The following is a 17,550-nucleotide window of genomic DNA, read 5'->3' as shown; positions in this document are numbered from 1 at the left end:
ATCTTCGATCATGGCGGTCAATTCCTATTATCGCGACGAGCTGAACTACCTGAAAGAGATGGGCCGGGTTTTCGCCAAGGCCAATCCACGGCTGTCGAAATTTCTCGCCAACGATCCCCTGGACCCGGACGTCGAGCGGCTGATGGAAGGATTCGCCTTTCTGGTCGGCCGGCTGCGCCAGCGTCTCGACGCGGAAATGCCGGAAGTTGCGCTGAACCTCCTGAAGCTCGTCTGGCCGCATTACCTCAGACCTGTTCCGCCGATCACCAATATTGAATTCAAACAGGCCGCGGAAACCTCCGACCTGTCGACAAGGGTACCCAGGGGAACCTTCGTTCAGACGAGACCGCTGGAAGGCAGCGCCGTCCGGTTCCAGACCCGCTGCGAGCTGAAGGTTCTGCCGCTAGAGCTGACGTCGTCGGATCTGGAGAACCGCAGGGACAGCGCCAGGCTCACGCTCGGCTTCCGCAAACTGGCCGGCAAGGGCCTGCAGGTCCTGGGCGAAGCGCCGCTGCAGGTGTTCCTCGGCGCCAGCGACGATGTCAACCTGTCGCGCCAGCTCTACCTTCAGCTCATGGAGCGGCTCAGCTCGGTGGAATTCGTTCCGCACAGCGGCGGTGCCCTCAGAACCGGGATCCGCGTGGAACCGGTCGGATTCGAGCGGTCCCAGTCCACACTGCCCTATCCGGACGGGGCCTTCGACGGCTTCCGCATCATGCAGGAGTATTTCGCCTGCCCGGACAAATTCATGTATGTGCGCCTGCACGGCCTGGAGGCTTTTGCCGGCCAGACTGTCGACGAGTTCCAGCTCGTTTTCAATTTTTCGCAACGGTTCAACAATCAGGACCGCATCACCAGGGACGCCTTTTCGCTGAACACCGTGCCGGCGATCAATCTGTTCGAAGCGGAGGGACAGGCGCTGCATGTCGCTCACGACCGCACGGAATATCCGGTCCGGGCGTCAGGCAGCCGTTCCCTTTTCAGCGTCCACGAGGTTACGGACGTCACCGGATGGGTTCAGGGCAGCAGCAGGAAAGTCGACTACCAGGCTTTCGAGAGCTTCACCCATGACGGCGTCAGCCGGGATGAACAGACACTCTACTACCGCACGGGCATCCGGCCGTCGGTGCTTGGAAACGGTGTCGACCACTATATTTCGTTCGTCACGCGCCTGAATGAAAACGGCCTGCCGCCCACGGAGACCGTTTCCCTCAAGCTGCTGTGCTCCAACGGCGAACACGCGGCACGGTTCGGCCTGGGGACGGTCAATCAGCCGACGTCCTCCACGCCCGCGAAACTGGAATTCCGCAACATCACGCCGATCCAGACGGAGGTGCCGCCGCCTCTGGACAATCAGGTTCTGTGGACGCTGATTGCCAATCTGTCCCGCAATTACGCGTCGCTGATCGATGTGGAAGCCTTGAAAACCGTGGTCGGAGCCTATGATTTCCGGGCCTATGTCGACAAGCAGGCAGCCCTTCAGCGGGAATTGCTGCTGCAGAATTTTCACAAATTCGAGCGCAGGTCCGTCGATATCTTCCGCCAGGGGCGTCCGACACGCGCCTACGAAATCATCCTGTCGCTTTCCGAAACAGCCATGGGCGGCGAGTCCGAACTCTTTCTCTTCGGCACCGTCCTCAACCGGTTCCTGAAATCCTATGCAAGCATCAACAGCCTGCATCAACTGACCGTCGTCGGGACGGATGCGAATGTCATTCACCGCTGGTCACCCTCGTCCGGAGAGGCCGCGCTGGTATGACCGTTCTCTCTTCCCCCGAAGCGGTCGCGAAACCGGCCGACATGGCGCTGGCGGAGACGCTCGAGCGCACACAGTTCTATCAGGCTCTCTACCTGATCGGCTTGCAGCATCCGCAGATCCACAAGATGGGTCCGGGCTTCGATCCGGAGCGGGAAGTCATGCGGTTCCGGGCAAGCCGTTCGCTCAGCTTCGGCCCGAGCGACGTGTCCGCCCTTGCCTATGACGGGCAGTCCGGCCGCTACGATGTCAGGGTCAATTTTTTCGGGCTCTACGGCCCCTCCTCCCCACTCCCGCCCTATGTCACGGAGCGGATCATCGAACAGGACGAGACCCCTTCCGCGGTGGAGGACCTGCTCGATCTGTTCAATCACCGCTTCATCACGCTGCTCAATGACATCTGGCGCAAGTCCAGGCATTTCATGCGCTATGAAGGTCATGGGCTGGATACCACCTCGCAATGCCTGCTGGCGCTTTGCGGATTTCCGGTCGATGAGCGGGAAAAGCTCGGCGATATCTCGCGCGCGGCCATCCTGCCCCATGTGGGGCTGATGTCCCATTACGCCAATTCACCGGATGCAATCGCGTCGATGCTGACGAGTTTTTTCGGCATCCCCTCCGAAATCATCGAATTCGTGCCCCGGATCGTCGATGTCCCGCCTCAATCTCGCATGTCGCTCGGTCTCGGCAATTCGCTGCTGGGGGCGGACATGGTTCTGGGAGAGCAGGTCGAAGACGATCTCGGCAAGTTCCGGCTCAGGCTGGGACCGGCGCCATACGAGGTGCTGAAGGACTTTCTTCCCGGCGGCGAACAACATGCGGTGCTGACCGATCTCCTGACCATGGTGGTCCGCGATCCCATCGACTGGGATCTTGAGTTTTTTTATGAAACCGAGGGAATGGAGGCGGGGCAGCTCGGCGCTGCGCGGCTCGGCAACAATCTCTGGCTGTCTGATGGCGAGGGCGGCCCTCTGGAGAACAAGGTTCACCTCGCACCGGTGCGCACCGGTGGAACCTACCCGGACAGTCCTGAGATCCCGCCTGTTCCGGACATCGCCGGCGATCATCCGATCATGCCCTTCCCTGCCCGCGCAGCCGCGGAAAGGAGCCTGGCATCGTCATGAGCGCTTCCCTGACACTGATTTGCGAACCGATCGGGTCCCGCCATCAATTCGGGCCGAATGGCGGCGCTTTTGGCCGGTCGCGGAAATGCGACTGGGTGCTGCCGGACCCGGACCGGCACCTGTCTTCGATCCATGCCCGGATCCTTTACCAGAACGATACGTTCGTTCTGGTGGATGAAAGCACCAACGGCACCTTTCTGGAGGGCCAGCCGGCGCCGGTCGGACGGGGCAGGGCTGTCAGTCTTTCCCCGGGCATGAAGCTGCGCGCCGGCCCCTATCAGATCGGGGTGGAAAGCATTCGCGCGGGCGCCGCGGCACAGACCAGTCCCTTCACCACCATGCCGGCGAAGCAGACCACGGCCGCCGCCGTTCCCCTGCGGATCGATACATCCGGGGCAAGTCATGCGCAGAGCGCCTCTCTTGATCCGCTCGATCATCTTGGCGGCGGCCAGGCGGAAACCCTGAGGCCGGTAGCCTCGGTACAGGTTCCCCAGGCTGGCATTCCCGAGCCGGTTGCCTATGCCGCGCCGGTTTCCCCCCCGCACGCGCATGACATGACCCGCTTCCAACCCGCCGGGCACTCCGGCCCGGAGCTTCCTGCCGTGCCGCAGCTGTCTGCGCCGATCGCGCCGGACCCCGTCATACCGGGCGGCTTGCCCGTGTCGGCCCTGCCGCCCATTCCCGCTCCGCAGCCAACTGTGAGGGTGGAAACGCCGGCCGCGGCGCAAACGCCATCCGACTTTATCCCGGAGGATTTCCTGTCCGCGCTGACCGGTGCCCGAACACCGGCACCACCCACGCCCTCCGCCCCGGTTTTACCGAATCTGGCGGATCTTGGAGACCCGCCGGTGCCCGCCGCAAGCCCGTATTCAGGCTTTCCGGCCGGACCGACGGGCGGTGCAAGCCGGCAAGGTCAACCGGCCCGTATTCTCGGAAATATCGATCCCGGCTTGAAATCCGCCGCCTCGGCATCCGCCGTTCCTCCGCTGCCGCAGCCCGTACGCAGCCCGTCAGCGCCGCACCCGGACGAAGAGAGCGCCGAACCACCGCTCAATCCTGTGGATGCGCTCCGCAAACGCCGCGAGCAGCGGGAGGTGGAACTTGCGCAAAAAGCCAGATCACAAGACCTGCCCGCCGGGCCGGTAAATTCCGTTCCGCCAAATCCCGCGATGGCAAGCCCGATACCGCGGTCCGCGATGCCTGCAAGAAATCAGGCTATTCCGGGCCCGGCGGCTTCATCCGGCACGGTATCGGATCCCGCGGTCTTTCAGGCCCTGCTGGCCGGCCTCGGATTTTCCGATGCGGCCATTGACAAAGACGAACAGGCTGAAATCGCCCGCGCGGCCGGGGAAATGGTTCAGGAACTGGCCAACGGGCTGATTGCGCTCCTGAACGCGCGCAAATCGCTGAAAACGGAATTCCGGATGTACGAGACGCGAATACAGCCGGAAGAAAACAATCCCTTCAAGCATTTCAACGTTGGCGAACTCGCCCTTGACGAGATGCTGTTCGCGCGACAGGGCGGCTTCCTGGCTCCGGCGGAAGCCGCCCGCGAAGCGTTCAAGGATCTGCAGTCCCACACCATGCTCACCGTCGCGGCGACACAACGCGCCATGCGGCTGCTGTTCGAGAGCCTGTCTCCCGAAACGCTGGCGGGCGAGGAGGATGACGGCGGTCTGCGTCTCAAGGGTCTCGGGTCACGGCGCGGCAAATGGGACGCGGCGAAAGAAAAGCACGACCGCCTGCGGGCCGATTTCGACGCGGTCATCCGGCAGACGATTGCCGAAGCCTTTGTCCAGATCGAGGAGGAACAGGTCCGCCAGCAGTCAAAGACATTTTGGGAGAACAGAAAGAAATGACAATGAACCGGCGGAATTTCCTTGAGGTTTCGGGCGTGAGCCTGCTTGCCGCGTTGACGGCCTGCTCAAGAGTCCCCCCGCCGACGCCGATCAAGCTGCAGCTCCAGGCCGACGAATTCACCAATCCGAACGAGAACGGCGACCCGGCGCCGGTTGTGGTGCGCGTTTACCAGCTCAAGGAAATCACCGCTTTTCAGAACGCGGATTATTTCGAACTGGCCGATGACGACAACAAGGTTCTCGGCGGAGACCTGATCGGCGTTCAGGAATTCGAACTGACGCCCGGCGCTACCAAGGACTACAACCGGGATGTCTCTTCCGAAGCCACCCACATCGGGGTCGTGGCAAGTTTCCGTGACATCAATTCCGCCCAGTGGCGCGACTCCATCGAGTTGAAACAAGAAAAGAAAAACGAGTTTGTCATTTATCTGACAAGTCTTGCCGTACGAATACAGAAACTGAGAAACCGCCGGCTTGGGGTTTTCTGATCCGGCCGGTTTTCCATGATCTTTGAGACGTGTTCTGGAAACAAATTGCCGGCGAACGGCGGTTTCACAGCGGATGCCCGCAAATGTGTTGGGAGCCTGAGGCAATAGAAAAACCAGCGGAGATGGGCCTTGAATGAAAGCCTGAAACCTCTTTGGCTTGAGGGAATGTTTCTCCGGCCGCAACACCTGCAACAACATGACCGCTGGCTTGAGTCCACCCTCGAACAGCGGGTGCAGGATCTTGAACCCTATGCCTGGGGTCTGCGCAGTCTCGAAATCGGCGCGGACGCGCTGGAGATTGGCCAGTTGCGGATCAACTCCGCCGAAGCGGTGTTTCCGGACGGGGCCGTCTTTTCGACGGAAAAAAACGGCGTGATTTCAAGCGCGCGGCAGATCACCGTCGACGACCAGGGCAAGAAGGTCTTTCTCGCCCTGCCGCTCAGGTCCGCCGGGCAGGTCGAACTGGGAGACACCGTCCAGGACACACGCCGCTATGCGCGCCGGACCAGTGAGGTGCGAAACACCAACGAGGCGGACAAGCCCCAGGCCGCGATCGCTGTCGGCACGCTCACCGCCCGGATCGTCCTGGAAGGCGAAGGCCTCGATGAAACCGCCCATCTGCCGATCGCGGAAATCGAGACCGTTTCGACCCAGGGCGAAATCAGGCTCTCGGACAGTTTCATCCCGCCGGTGCTGACCGCGCGGGCCAGCCTCCGCCTGATCCAGCAGATCGAGCAGGTCCGCAGCCTGCTGCGCAAACGCGGGGAAATGCTCGCCTCCAATACCTCCGGTCAGGGCGAAAGCACCAGATCCGGGATCGTCGACCTGATGGCCCTGAGCGTCACCAACCACTACGAGGTCCTGTTCGGACATCTTTCCGCTTCCGGCCGGCACACGCCGGAGCTGGTCTACCGGGAATTCATCAGTCTGATCGGGGCGTTTGCCGCCTTTGGCGCGGACAACCGGCGACCGCCGGAGCTGCCGGCCTACGACCATCTGGATCTGCGCCTGACGTTCCAGAAGCTGGTGAGCGTTCTGGAAGGTCTCCTGAGCTTCGTGATCGAACAGAACGCCGTCAGCATTCCGCTTTCCAAACGCGACTACGGGGTGTGGCTCGGCGAAACGACGAACAAGATGATCTATTCGGAGCACCGCAGTTTCGTCCTGATCGCCCATGCCAATGTCAGCCTGGAGGTCCTGCGGACGCAGATGCCGATCCAGATCAAGATCGGTCCGGTGGAGAAAATCCGCGAACTCGTGAACCTGCAGCTTCCGGGGGTCCCCATCGCCCCCCTGTCCGTGGCGCCCAGGCAAATTCCCTATGTCCAGAACGCCGTTTATTTCGCGCTCGACATCGAGAACGACCTCTGGCCGCAAATGCAGAACTCCGCCGCCTTCGCCCTGCATCTGAGCGGTGACTATCCAGGTCTTGGTCTGGAGCTTTGGGCTGTTCAGAAAGGCCATTGACCCGAACCATGACCAATGACGACCTGGACCAGCCGACCGTCGCTCAGACACTGAGCCCGCGAGCCCGGACCTCGATGGCCCAGGCCGAGGGAATGGCTGGCCACGAAGACGACGAACCCACCGTAGCGTTCATTTCGCCGACGGCCGGAGCGGCGATGGCCGTGGCCGGTTCCGGCGAGGCCATGTCCGGCGGCCTGCAATCGGCGGCCGGGATCGTCCGGCAACTGGACCCGGATCCCGAGCGGGCCGTCGTCAGGGCCGCGGCGCCGCTTCTGCTGATCATCTCGCAGTTGCGCAACTCCATCGAGCAGGCGGATGTGCATTCCCTGCGGCAGGAGGCGGTCGATGAAATCGACCGGTTCGAGCAATTGGCGCAGCGCAACGGCATTGCCGCCGGCGACATCATTGCCGCCCGATATATCCTGTGCGCGACCCTGGACGAAACGGTGCTGATGACGCCCTGGGGAAGCCGCAGCGAATGGAGTTCCAACAGCCTGCTCAACCAGTTTCACAACGAAACCTGGGGCGGGGAAAAGGTCTTCAGCATCCTGGACCGCATCCGCGGCGACGCGAAGACCAAACTGCCGCTGCTGATCCTGGTGCATACCTGCCTGATGCTGGGCTTCGAGGGCCGCTACCGGGTCCTGGAAGGCGGACGCAACCAGCTTGAGGATCTTCGCAACGAGTTGTCACGGCTGATCCGGCGCAACAGCAGCCACAAGGCGGATACCCCCCTGTCGAAAAACGCCAAGGGTGCCCAGAAAGGGAAAAACGTCCGGACCCTGCCTCCGTTCTGGGTTCTTCTGGCGATCGGTCTGCTGCTTCTTATTGTCGTGCGCGGCTACAGCGACTTCATGCTGGACGGTGAACTGGTGCCGGCGCTTGGCGCCATCAATTCACTGAACAGGCTGTAGGGGAAAGAGATGCTGCGGACCTATCTCTCCTCCCTGCTGCGCCCGGCCAGCCTGCTGATCCTGCTGATCCTGATCGTCCTGTCGGCGCTCGTGCTGATCTGGGGCGGCCTGATTACGGTTGCCGGCATCACACCGTTCGAGAAATCCGCACCGCGCGTGATCCTGGCGGTTTTCCTGCTGCTCGGCTTTTTCCTGATCACCTTCCTGCGTCACCTGCTGACGCGCCGGGCAAATGCCAAGCTGATCAACTCGATGATGGCGAACGACGAGCTTGTGTCGATGGGCAGCGATCTGACGGCGGACGAAGTCGAACTGATCCGCGAGCGGTTTGAAAACGCGCTCACGACCCTGCGCGACAACCCGCTGCACGGAGCCCAGTCCCGCAACTACCTGTTCGAGCTGCCCTGGTACATCATCATCGGACCGCCCGGCACGGGTAAAACGACGATCCTGCGGAATTCCGGCCTGGACTTCCCGCTGGCGGAAGGCGGCCATGAAGCCATCCAGGGGATCGGCGGAACCCGGAACTGTGACTGGTGGATTTCAAACGACTCGGTCCTGATCGATACCGCCGGCCGCTACACCACGCAGGATGTCAACAGGGGCATCGACAGCGCCGCCTGGAACGGCTTCCTGAAACTGCTTTTGAAACACAGGCAGCAGCGGCCCATCAACGGTGTCCTGCTCGCCGTCAGCATCGAGGAAGTGGCGCTCTCCAGCGAGGCCGCCCGCAAGCAGCAATCGGAAATCCTGCGCCAGCGCCTGCGGGAACTGCACCGCGCCTTCGGCATGCGCCTGCCCGTCTATCTGCTCTTCACCAAATGCGACTTGATTGCCGGGTTCGACGAATATTTCGATACCCTGCGCGAGGCCGACCGCCAGCAGGTGTGGGGCGTCACCTTTCCCTTCGACGAACAGCAGGCTTCCATCGGCCCCGCATTCGAAACCGGATTTGTCGATCTGGTCGGTCGGCTGGAACAGCACCTGCCGGAAAAACTCGCCGAGGAACGCAACAACGGCCGGCGTTGCCGCATCTACGGTTTCCCGCATGAGTTCGGCAGCCTCAGCCTTGTCTTGAGGGATTTCATCACCGACATATTCCGCGCAACGCGCTATGAGGCCCAACCCCTCCTGCGCGGTGTCTATTTCACTTCGGGAACCCAGGAAGGCACGCCCTTCGACCGACTTCTCGGCGCCATGGGCCGCAGCTTCTCGCTCGCCGCCAGCCAGCAACCGGCGCTGAGCGGCCAGTCGAAGGCGTTTTTCATCAAGAAGCTCCTGACCGACATCGTCTTTCCCGAGCAGAACCTCGTCGGCAAGAACCGCAGGCTGGAACGCCGCCTCGCAGCCTTTTACGGCGGCGCGGTGGCGGGTTTCGCCGCCATTGTCGTCGGCCTGTCGCTTTATTGGGTCGGCGGTCTCGGCGAGGGGATAAGTGTCGCCGAACAGGCTGAAAAGGACGCGGACCGGGTCCGTATCCTCAAGACGGAAGCCGACCGGAACCGGTCGCTGATCAATCTGCTGCCGACGCTGAACGCCGCCCGGACCATGCGGGACAACATCCGCGACCAGTCGAACTGGCTGTCCTCGACACCGATCAGCATCGAGGCCCAGTCGGTGCTTTATCCCGCTGCGGAGAAGACTTATGACGAACTGCTCAAGGACTATCTGCTGCCAAGCGTCAGTTCCAGGCTGGAAGCGCAGATCCAGCTCGTGTCGACAGCCTCCAACGGCAACAGCGCCTTGCTGAGGGATCAGCTCGAAACCTTTCTCATGCTGACCACGGGGCAGAATTACGATGCCGCCAAGGTGCGCGCGGCGCTGCGCGCCCAGAACGAAGCGACATTTCTGCTCAATCCGGAAGACCGCGCCGACATGCAACGCCATATGGACAACCTTATGGATCTGCTGCCGATAAGAGGATCCGCGGCGACGGCCGCGCCCGTCCTTGAGGCGGCGCGCAACCGGATTCAGCAGGCGCCGCAAGCGTCCGACATCTATCGCCGGATGGTTTCCGATGCCGCGCAGCGCTACCGGCTGCCGCCGATCAACATCGTCAGAACGCTCGGCTCCAGCTCGCTTTACGTCGATACCGCGACCGCCGGCGGGCGAACGATCATTCCCGGCCTTTATACAAAGACCGGCTTCTACAACTTCTTCCTGGACCGCCTGCCGGAATATATCCGCAATTCGATCGGCAGCGACTGGGTGCTCGGCAACAGCGGCCTCAACGACACGGCCTACAACCAGCTCGCCAACGAGATCGTCAAACTCTACACCGACGATTACATCAAGGCCTGGCGGGAGGGCGTCGCCTATATCAGGGTCGTGGAAATCGGTTCGCTGAGCCGCTCGCAAATCGTGCTGGAGGAGCTTTCCAGTCCAAGCTCGCCGCTGCTGAATATCCTGAACATCCTCAAGGACAATACGCAGCTGCCCCTGCCAGGCGATCAGGAAGGCGCGGATGGCGCGGCTTCCGGTGCTGATCCCGCCGGCGGCCTTGTCGCCTCCGCGTCCGAAGCAGCGCAGAAAGCGGCGGTCGAAACCGCGTTCGGCGACAGCCCGTGGCCGGGGCTGGCAATCGAGGACGCGTTCCGGCCGCTCAACGATCTGGTCGACCCGAACAGCCAGGCATCGCTCGACAGGGTGCTGCAGCTCTTCGGCGACCTCTACGGCAATATTTCCGGGATCGTGTCAGCGCCGGATCCCGGCAAGGCGGCCTTCGATTATGTGAAGAGCCGGGCGGAAAATCCGCAGAACGATTCCTTCACCACCTTGCGGGCGGAAGCGGCGACCAAACCCGAGCCGGTGCGCACGCTCGTGCTGTCCATCGTCAACCGGACCTGGGGCCTGCTCAACCAGGCGACCTATCTTCACATGAACCGGACCTGGCAGAACGAGATCGTGCCGGCCTGCACCAGCATCATGGCCGGCAGATATCCGTTTGTTCCCGAGGCCGAAGACGACATCTCGCTGCAGGATTTCACCGACCTCCTCGGTCCGGCCGGTATCGTGGATACGTTCTTCAAGGATTATATCTCACCGTTCGTCAATGTGCGCGGCCGCCAGCTTGTCGAGAGCCAGACGCAAGGCTCCAATCTGGGTCTGTCGGAGGTCTCCCTGCGCCAGATTGCTACCGCCCAGACCATCCGGGATGCGTTTTTCCCGAACGATGCACCGAACCCGGAAGCCAAATTCACGATCAGGCCGGCACTGCTCGATCCCAATGCGCTCAAATCCACCTTGAAGATCGACGACACAACGATCACCTACCGGCACGGGCCGGTCCGGGCGACGGACTTCACCTGGCCGAGCCAGGCCGACGGCAGCAGCGCGGAAATCTCCGTGACGCTTCTGGACAATTCCAGCGAGACAATCCGGAGAACGGGAACCTGGGCCATCTTCAGGCTCCTGACCGCTTCCGGCCTGTCTTCGGTGCGCGGCCGTGACCAGTTCGAGTTCTCGGTTTCGAAAGACAACACGACGGCCAGTTTTTCCCTGAATGCAGGGAGCATCATGAATCCCTTCAATCTGGGGCTTTATTCCTCATTCCGCTGTCCGCCGGCGCTTTAGAGCGTGTTGCGTCTAAGCGGATACATGGATTCAGGAAGACGTCCGAGGCAGCGTTTGCATTGCAAATGCGCTCGGGCGATTTCCTGAAGTCAATTTAACGCGACACGCTCTTGGATACGGAGGCGAAAATGGAACACTGCGGGTATTTCGGCAAGCGGCCTCTGGAGCGTGACTTCGTTTTCGACGGCCTTGCCGCGGGGATGACGGACGTGTGGGCCGGATTGATGTCCGACTGGCTGGCCAGCGTGCAGACGACGCTGCCGGCGACCTGGAAAAAGCTTTATTTCGAAGGTCCCGCCTGGCGATTTGCAATCGGACCGGGCCTGATCGGCGGCACAGCCTGGTGCGGGCTCCTGTCCGCTTCTGTGGACGCTGTCGGGCGCAGTTTCCCGCTGGCGGCGCTGATGCAGACAGGCGGGCCGGTCCGCCGTTTACTCTTCGACAGATCCGCGGAGAAGGCACTGGACAGTCTGGAACTTCAGCTCATGGCGTTCATCGAGGCTCAGATAACGCGCAAGCAGTTCCTGTCCGCCATCGCCGAGCACGGCAACAGCCTTGTCCGGCTGCAAGAGGGCATCCCGTCCACAAGCCGGCTCGAGCCGGACGCGGGCGAGCGGGCGTTGCGCGTGAGCTTTGCGCGAACGGACGGCGAGGCCATCCTCGCGGATGACGCCATGAGCCTGCGCGGGCCGCAGGCCGCTTCCCCGGATCTGCCGCTGTCCTACTGGTGGCAGGACGGTGGCACGGCGCGGCCGCCAGAGCTTTGTGTCTGGAAGGGATTGCCAAGGGGCGAGGGAACCGGCGGCTTCTTTTCCGGCGAATGGCGGACATTCGGCTGGAAGCGCGGGCAAATCGATCCGGACCGGATCCTGCGGCCATAGGAGAGCACGGCTTGAACACTTTCGGTACACCGGGCCTGCAGCCGCCGCTGAGATCCGAAGCCGTGACACGGCGCGGGACGAAACACATCGTGAACGAGGATTGCCACTTTTCCGATGCCGCAAGCGGCCTGTTCACGGTGGCCGACGGGATGGGCGGACACCGCGACGGCGCACTTGCCAGCCAGGCCACGGTTCAGTCTGTTTCCCAATTGGTGACGCAACCCGCAACGTCCCACGAAAAGCAGCTCATCGCCCTTGAAGCGGTCCTTTCCCAGGTCAATCGCGCCCTTTACGCGAGCTATCTTGCCGCGCCCGAGCTGGATGTCAGCGGGGCAACCAGCCTCTCCCTGGTGATCAGCGGCTCCTATGCGAGCTGTATCTGGGCCGGAGATTCGCGGCTGTATCTCCTGCGCGAACATCATCTCTTCCTGATATCGGAGGATCACGCCGATGAATCCGGACGGCTGACATCCGGGATCGGAATCGCCGACGCCATCGCCTTCGGCCGCCGAACCCTGGAAATGATGCCGGGTGACGTTTTCATCCTGTGCACGGACGGGCTTTTGAAGGGCATGGACGAAACCATGCTCGCCAATATGGCGGCGGAAGGAACATATGGCCTCGCCGAGCGGCTGACCGCCAGGTCCATTGCCGGCGGATCGTCGGACGATATCACGGTGATTACGGTCTGGGCGGATGCTTATGGGTGACGCGGATGCACCGGCAGCCGAGGCCCCCGGCACAGAAGACAGCCAGGGGGACACCGATGTCCAGAGCACCGGAATCGGAGCGGGAACGGTCCTGAAGGACCGGTTCCTGCTGCTGAAGGAAATCGGCCAGGGCGGACTTTCCACCGTCTACAAGGCCCGGGATCTCGTTGCCGCCAAAGCCGGTCTTTCCGATCCCAACGTGGCCGTGAAAATCATCCAGGCCGCGCCCGGTGTCGATCCCGACATCATTTCCCTGATGCACAGGGAGGCGCGGCGGCTGAGGGAACTTGTCCATCCGAACATCGTCCGCGTCTACGACATGGACCGGGAGGGCGATGTCCACTTCATGATCATGGAGCTGCTTGAGGGGCGTCCGCTGTCCCGGGTCCTACGCGAGGCGACCGACAACCGCCTGCCGCCTGCCCGGCTGTTCCGGCTGGTGCGCGATCTTTCGAGCGCCCTCGCTTATGCCCATAAGACCGGCATCATTCATGCCGACCTGAAACCGGGCAACGTTTTTGTCCTCAACAGCGGCGGCGCCAAGCTGATCGACTTCAACATCGCCTATCCGATCGCCCGTCCGGTCAAGACCCGCGAAGAGGACACGATCGTCATTCTGGCGCGCTTCGGCGCCGTCACACCGGCCTATGCCTCGCCGCAGCGGCTGAAGGGCGCCGAACCCTGCGAGGCCGACGATGTCTTTTCCCTCGCGATGATCGCCTATCTCGCGCTCAGCGGCACGCGGCCGTTCGGTCAGAAAAACGCGCTGGAGGCGCGCGAGGAAGACGTGAAAGTCAGCAGGCTACCGGATCTGTCCTGGCTACGATGGCGCGCCTTGCGCGCCGGGCTTTCGCTCAGCGACAGCGGCAGAACGCCTTCTGTCCGGCAATTCTGCGAAGGCTTTTGCCAGCCGAACCCGATGGCGCTGGTCCGCTCTCTGGTTGCAGCTCAGCTGTCCGCGGCAGGCAGATAGAAGGAATGCGTCTGCCCGGTGGCCCAGCCGCCGAGGACGGATGCGGTGACGCCGATCAGATCCTGATCGTCCACAACGGTTCTTTGCACCTGGAACGAAACCTCGCCACCAAGAGAGGTGCTCAGCCGGTCGAGATTTTCCCTGACCGCAGCTTCGCGGACATCAGCCGCCTGCCCAGACACGATCGCCCCGCCCAGCGCCTCCTGGAACAGGGAGAACAGCCTCGACACAAGCAGCGCCTGGTCCAGCGATCCACGGCCTTCCTTCCCCGGTTTCAGGGTCACGGCGCGCCGGAAGACGAGGCTGGTGCGATTGGCGACGCCCTCCAGCACATTGATGCCGTATTGCGCCAGAGACGGCGCGGCTCCCGGCCCGGCGAGAAAGCGGCAGGCTGTCGCGACGGCTCTTCCCATGGACAGGCTTTCTGCGACCTCAAGCGCGTCGAAATCGGATGGGACCCCGACCGGAAGGCACGGAAAGATTTCCTTCTCCAGCCCGGTGAGAACCCCGGCCAGCGCGATCCAGACCGCCGAGGCGTATACCGCCGGACAGGCCTCCTCTTCCACCGACAGCCGGGCCTCGTTCCAGAACAAGGCCAGATGGGTTGCGGCGTCCGTTTCCCGAAGCCCCCGGAAGCCTTCAAATCCGGGCTCCTCAAGAAGCTGGTGAGCCGCTTCCATGGAAGCCAGCCGTTCACCCGGCACACCGGCGAACCCTGCCTCCAGGGCAATCAGTCCAACCGTATCGGAGTCGGCGCATTCCCTTGCGACGAGCTTCAGCGCGTCGGCTTCCTGCCCGGCGATTCCAACCGGATTCGCAAACAGCACCACGTCGAAGAGGTCCGCCTGCAAGGCCCCCGAAGGACCGCCGAGGAGGCCGTACAAGGACTCCCTGTCGAGGTCGTCATCGAGTTGCAGAAGATGAAGCTCCATGGGCAGAGAGAAGGAAACTTCGCTCAACAGCAAATTCAGGCCGTGCCAGTTCTGCAGCACGGTCCGCAGTCTGGTGCTTTCAAGGAACAAACGGGCCTGCGCATCGACGAGCGCCTGAACCTGGGCATTTTCCGTGGGCGGTTCCGGTTTTTCGGTCTTCCGCCGCTCCTCCCGAAGCGTTCTTTGAACAAAGGCGTCAACGGCCGACTTCGCCCGGCTGCCGGGGTCATCTGCTTTTTCGGTGTTGCCGGGCGTGTTGATCATGGAAAACAGGGCGTCCAGTCCGTCGGATGCCTCCGAAGGGCTTTCTTCCCGTGCGGCCTGCAGGTCCTCAAGGGGTTCAGGGCGAAGAGCTTCGACAAGCTTGTCGTAAAGCTGCCCATGGGACGAGAGTTTGCCGCGGTCGGCCTGCGCTTCGTCTACCTGCCGGACGAACTGAAAGCTCCGAACGACTTCGGGCGGGCGCAAATCCTTCAGGGTGCTGAACGAAATGCGCTCCTCCAGTTCGGCGGGATGGGAGCCAAGACAGTTTTTCGCCCTCGCGGTGAATTGCGGCCGGTGCGCCTCGAGCAGTTCCGCACTGTCGAGGCCGGTGATATTGAGCAGCTCCGGCCGGTCGTTCATGCCGAAGTCACCGGCAATCAGGACGCGGAATGGCGGTGCGGGGGAAACCGGTTCCGCCCGAGGCGTGCCGCTCCCCAGGCCAATCGAAAAATTGCTGATCCCGCCCTTTGGTTCGTCTTGCCCGGTCATTGTCCTAACTCCGGTTTAACACTGTAAGATCGGCTTCGATCGACAGAAACGCCAGCGTCTGCTTGTCGATCACCACGCGCCCCTCAACCTGATACCCCGTCCCCTTGTCGGCGGCATGACCCGTGACCCCGAAAACCAGCGCGCTTCTCGAATTGACCAGAGTGAGCCCGACAGGCGTTATGGTCAGATCGATATTGAGCATGCCGCCGTTGCACATGGTCTCGCGTGACAGTCCGAGCGGCGTCGGCGCGCTTGTCCCCGACTGATAGACCTGTCGGGCGCGTGTTCTCAGATAATCGTATATGCAAGCGCGCAACGCGTCAGGTTCACGCTGAACCGGTTTCCAGGTTGCCATACCTATCCTCATCATTCCACCGGCGGCACCGGCCCAATCGCCCATTCAGGGCTCTACCACTTTAAAATCGACCGACAGGTTTCCGGAAGATCCAGCGCCAGGTTTGCCCAAGCCACGCAGGATTTCCCCGGAACGGGTCAGGCCGGGCCGTCATTGATCTGGAACACGACCCCCGAGGCGGTTTTCATGCGATGGGCGACGGTCTGGTTCGCCGAAGTCACCGGATTGATCTGTTCGCCGTTGGAGACAGCGCCCAGGATGACCGGGCGGTCAGGGTCCCCCTGGAGAAACCCGATCAGGACTTCTGTGCCCTTGAGCAGGGTTGAATGCGAGCCGTATCCGTCACCGCCGCCATAGGGCTCCATCTTGCGGACAAAATGGCTGGCCTTGCCGTTGAGCAGCCCGCTTTCCTCATCCGGAATTCTGACCTTGTACCGCCCGCTGTCGTCGAGCTCCGCGCGGCTTCCGTCGGCTTCCCCATCGACGAAGGCCACCATATAGCCGGACACGACCGGCTTCGGCGTGACCATCGGAGGACGGTAGCCCTTGTCGAACGGCACACAGACAAACCTGTTTGTGTAAGGCGCAGGCTGTTTTTCGGCGGAGCTGAAGCCGATCGGGGTTGACGTGGTGCAGGCATGCTCGACCGAGATGACGGTATAAAGCCCGTCCAGACCGGAGACAGGATGATCCTTCAGCCGGAAGAACAGACCGGGGCGCAGATTGGGAACGTTGCTTTCCCCCCGGAACTGCAGACGCTGGCCTTCAAACTGATCGACGCGGCGCCTGGCGATGAACTGACCGTCCGGCACCACCGGATAGTTTTCGCCGTAACAGGTGGTCACGCCCTGACCGGCATAAGAAGCGTCCTCCGAGACCGACAGGGACACCTTGGGCGTGTCCTCGTTATATTCCCTGAGCGCGACTGTGCCGCTGCTGGTTTCATAATGAGCGTTGAAGGACCAGATTCCGAATGAATCCGTGCCGAGAGCCTGGTTCCTGCTGCGATAGGCCAGTTCATCGGTAACCCGGCTGCCGCTCAGTTTCGAAAAATGTTCCTTGCGGTCACCGAAGACCACTTTTTCCCGGTCTTCGGAATGGTCGAAGGCAAAATAGATCCCGAACCGTTCGCACATCCGGCACAGGAAATTCAGATCGTTCTCCCGGTACTGGAACACGAAATCGAGTTTCGGATAATCCGCTGCCGCAATGAGAAGCTCCGACTGGATCTGGCGGGCTACCCGGCTGGAAGCTGTATTCGAACCGGCCTTGTTGGCATCGGCCAGCTCGCCCTGGATGATATCGACAACGGTGACGTCCTTGTCGGTGCCATAGACCTGGTTCTGTGCGCTGTGGCGCAGCATGGCCAGTTCCGGTTCGATAACCACATGATAGCTGAACTCGCGATTGCTGGTCGGGTCGCCGGTGCGTGCCGAGCCGATCACACCGAGAAAAGACACGCTTTCGCCCGCCCGCTGCAATGTCAGCTTCGCGGCCTTGCCGAGCATGCTTTCCAGGTCTATCGGCTTTTTGGACAGCAGAGAGATCTCGAACCGGTAAGTCCGGCCCAGGGCTTCCCTGCCGGCGAGGCTTTCGACATAGACTTCCTCGCCCGCCGCGCCGGGCAATTCGATTGTCATGTGCCCGTGAGATGAATCGGTATTCATCGGAAATTCCTCCTGGAGCTGGCCTGACCGGACCGCCTTGCGCTTTCAATTTCGAGTTTTGCCTGAGTTATGTGACGCTTGCGCAAAACCCGGCAGCC

At 62.0% G+C, this 17,550-nt stretch carries 13 protein-coding genes; 10 read left to right on the top strand and 3 right to left on the bottom strand.

Annotated elements, in window-relative coordinates; genetic code table 11:
* The first annotated feature begins 10 nt into the window (after positions 1–10).
* The 10 genes from tssF (at position 11) to CLV41_RS01160 (ending at position 13,745) form a co-directional block, all read left to right on the top strand.
* Entirely contained in the window at positions 11–1,759 is a 1,749-nt protein-coding gene (gene tssF, locus CLV41_RS01205) for a type VI secretion system baseplate subunit TssF (protein ID WP_103220459.1), read from the top strand.
* Positions 1,756–2,880 carry a type VI secretion system baseplate subunit TssG gene (tssG, locus tag CLV41_RS01200; protein WP_103220458.1) on the top strand — a complete coding sequence of 375 codons (1,125 nt, stop codon included), beginning with the start codon at positions 1,756–1,758 and terminating at the stop codon, positions 2,878–2,880. Before tssF ends, tssG begins: the two co-directional genes overlap by 4 nt.
* The gene (gene tagH / locus CLV41_RS01195) at positions 2,877–4,739 is read left to right on the top strand and encodes a type VI secretion system-associated FHA domain protein TagH (RefSeq protein ID WP_103220457.1); all 1,863 of its coding nucleotides are present in this window, start codon (positions 2,877–2,879) and stop codon (positions 4,737–4,739) included. Before tssG ends, tagH begins: the two co-directional genes overlap by 4 nt.
* 2 nt (positions 4,740–4,741) lie before the next feature.
* Positions 4,742–5,227 carry a type VI secretion system lipoprotein TssJ gene (tssJ, locus tag CLV41_RS01190; RefSeq protein WP_170107082.1) on the top strand — a complete coding sequence of 162 codons (486 nt, stop codon included), beginning with the start codon at positions 4,742–4,744 and terminating at the stop codon, positions 5,225–5,227.
* A gap of 129 nt (positions 5,228–5,356) precedes the next feature.
* Positions 5,357–6,694 carry a type VI secretion system baseplate subunit TssK gene (gene tssK / locus CLV41_RS01185; RefSeq protein ID WP_146048471.1) on the top strand — a complete coding sequence of 446 codons (1,338 nt, stop codon included), beginning with the start codon at positions 5,357–5,359 and terminating at the stop codon, positions 6,692–6,694.
* Positions 6,695–6,702: 8 nt separating this feature from the next.
* Entirely contained in the window at positions 6,703–7,608 is a 906-nt protein-coding gene (gene icmH, locus CLV41_RS01180; protein WP_103220454.1) for a type IVB secretion system protein IcmH/DotU, read from the top strand.
* Between the two features lie 9 nt (positions 7,609–7,617).
* On the top strand, positions 7,618–11,181 hold the full coding sequence (gene tssM, locus CLV41_RS01175) for a type VI secretion system membrane subunit TssM (RefSeq protein ID WP_103220453.1): 3,564 nt from the start codon (positions 7,618–7,620) through the stop codon (positions 11,179–11,181).
* 128 nt (positions 11,182–11,309) lie between these two features.
* Positions 11,310–12,062: a type VI secretion system-associated protein TagF gene (tagF, locus tag CLV41_RS01170; RefSeq protein ID WP_103220452.1), complete on the top strand. Its 753-nt coding sequence runs from the start codon at positions 11,310–11,312 to the stop codon at positions 12,060–12,062.
* Between the two features lie 11 nt (positions 12,063–12,073).
* Positions 12,074–12,772: a PP2C family protein-serine/threonine phosphatase gene (locus CLV41_RS01165; protein WP_170107081.1), complete on the top strand. Its 699-nt coding sequence runs from the start codon at positions 12,074–12,076 to the stop codon at positions 12,770–12,772.
* On the top strand, positions 12,765–13,745 hold the full coding sequence (locus CLV41_RS01160) for a serine/threonine-protein kinase (RefSeq protein ID WP_170107080.1): 981 nt from the start codon (positions 12,765–12,767) through the stop codon (positions 13,743–13,745). Before CLV41_RS01165 ends, CLV41_RS01160 begins: the two co-directional genes overlap by 8 nt.
* Here the strand turns inward: CLV41_RS01160 and CLV41_RS01155 are convergent.
* From CLV41_RS01155 to CLV41_RS01145, 3 genes are all read right to left on the bottom strand, one after another.
* Positions 13,721–15,430: a type VI secretion system contractile sheath small subunit gene (locus tag CLV41_RS01155; protein WP_103220449.1), complete on the bottom strand. Its 1,710-nt coding sequence runs from the start codon at positions 15,428–15,430 to the stop codon at positions 13,721–13,723. The genes CLV41_RS01160 and CLV41_RS01155 overlap by 25 nt on opposite strands.
* A gap of 4 nt (positions 15,431–15,434) precedes the next feature.
* Positions 15,435–15,785: a hypothetical protein gene (locus CLV41_RS01150; protein ID WP_103220448.1), complete on the bottom strand. Its 351-nt coding sequence runs from the start codon at positions 15,783–15,785 to the stop codon at positions 15,435–15,437.
* 137 nt (positions 15,786–15,922) lie between these two features.
* On the bottom strand, positions 15,923–17,452 hold the full coding sequence (locus tag CLV41_RS01145) for a type VI secretion system Vgr family protein (protein WP_103220447.1): 1,530 nt from the start codon (positions 17,450–17,452) through the stop codon (positions 15,923–15,925).
* Positions 17,453–17,550 lie beyond the last annotated feature (98 nt).

The sequence above is a fragment of the Roseibium marinum genome, assembly GCF_002906165.1.
In the GTDB taxonomy this organism is placed as follows: domain Bacteria; phylum Pseudomonadota; class Alphaproteobacteria; order Rhizobiales; family Stappiaceae; genus Roseibium; species Roseibium marinum.
The sequence above is the reverse complement of the archived record's forward strand: the minus strand, read 5'-3'. Positions and strand labels throughout refer to the sequence as shown.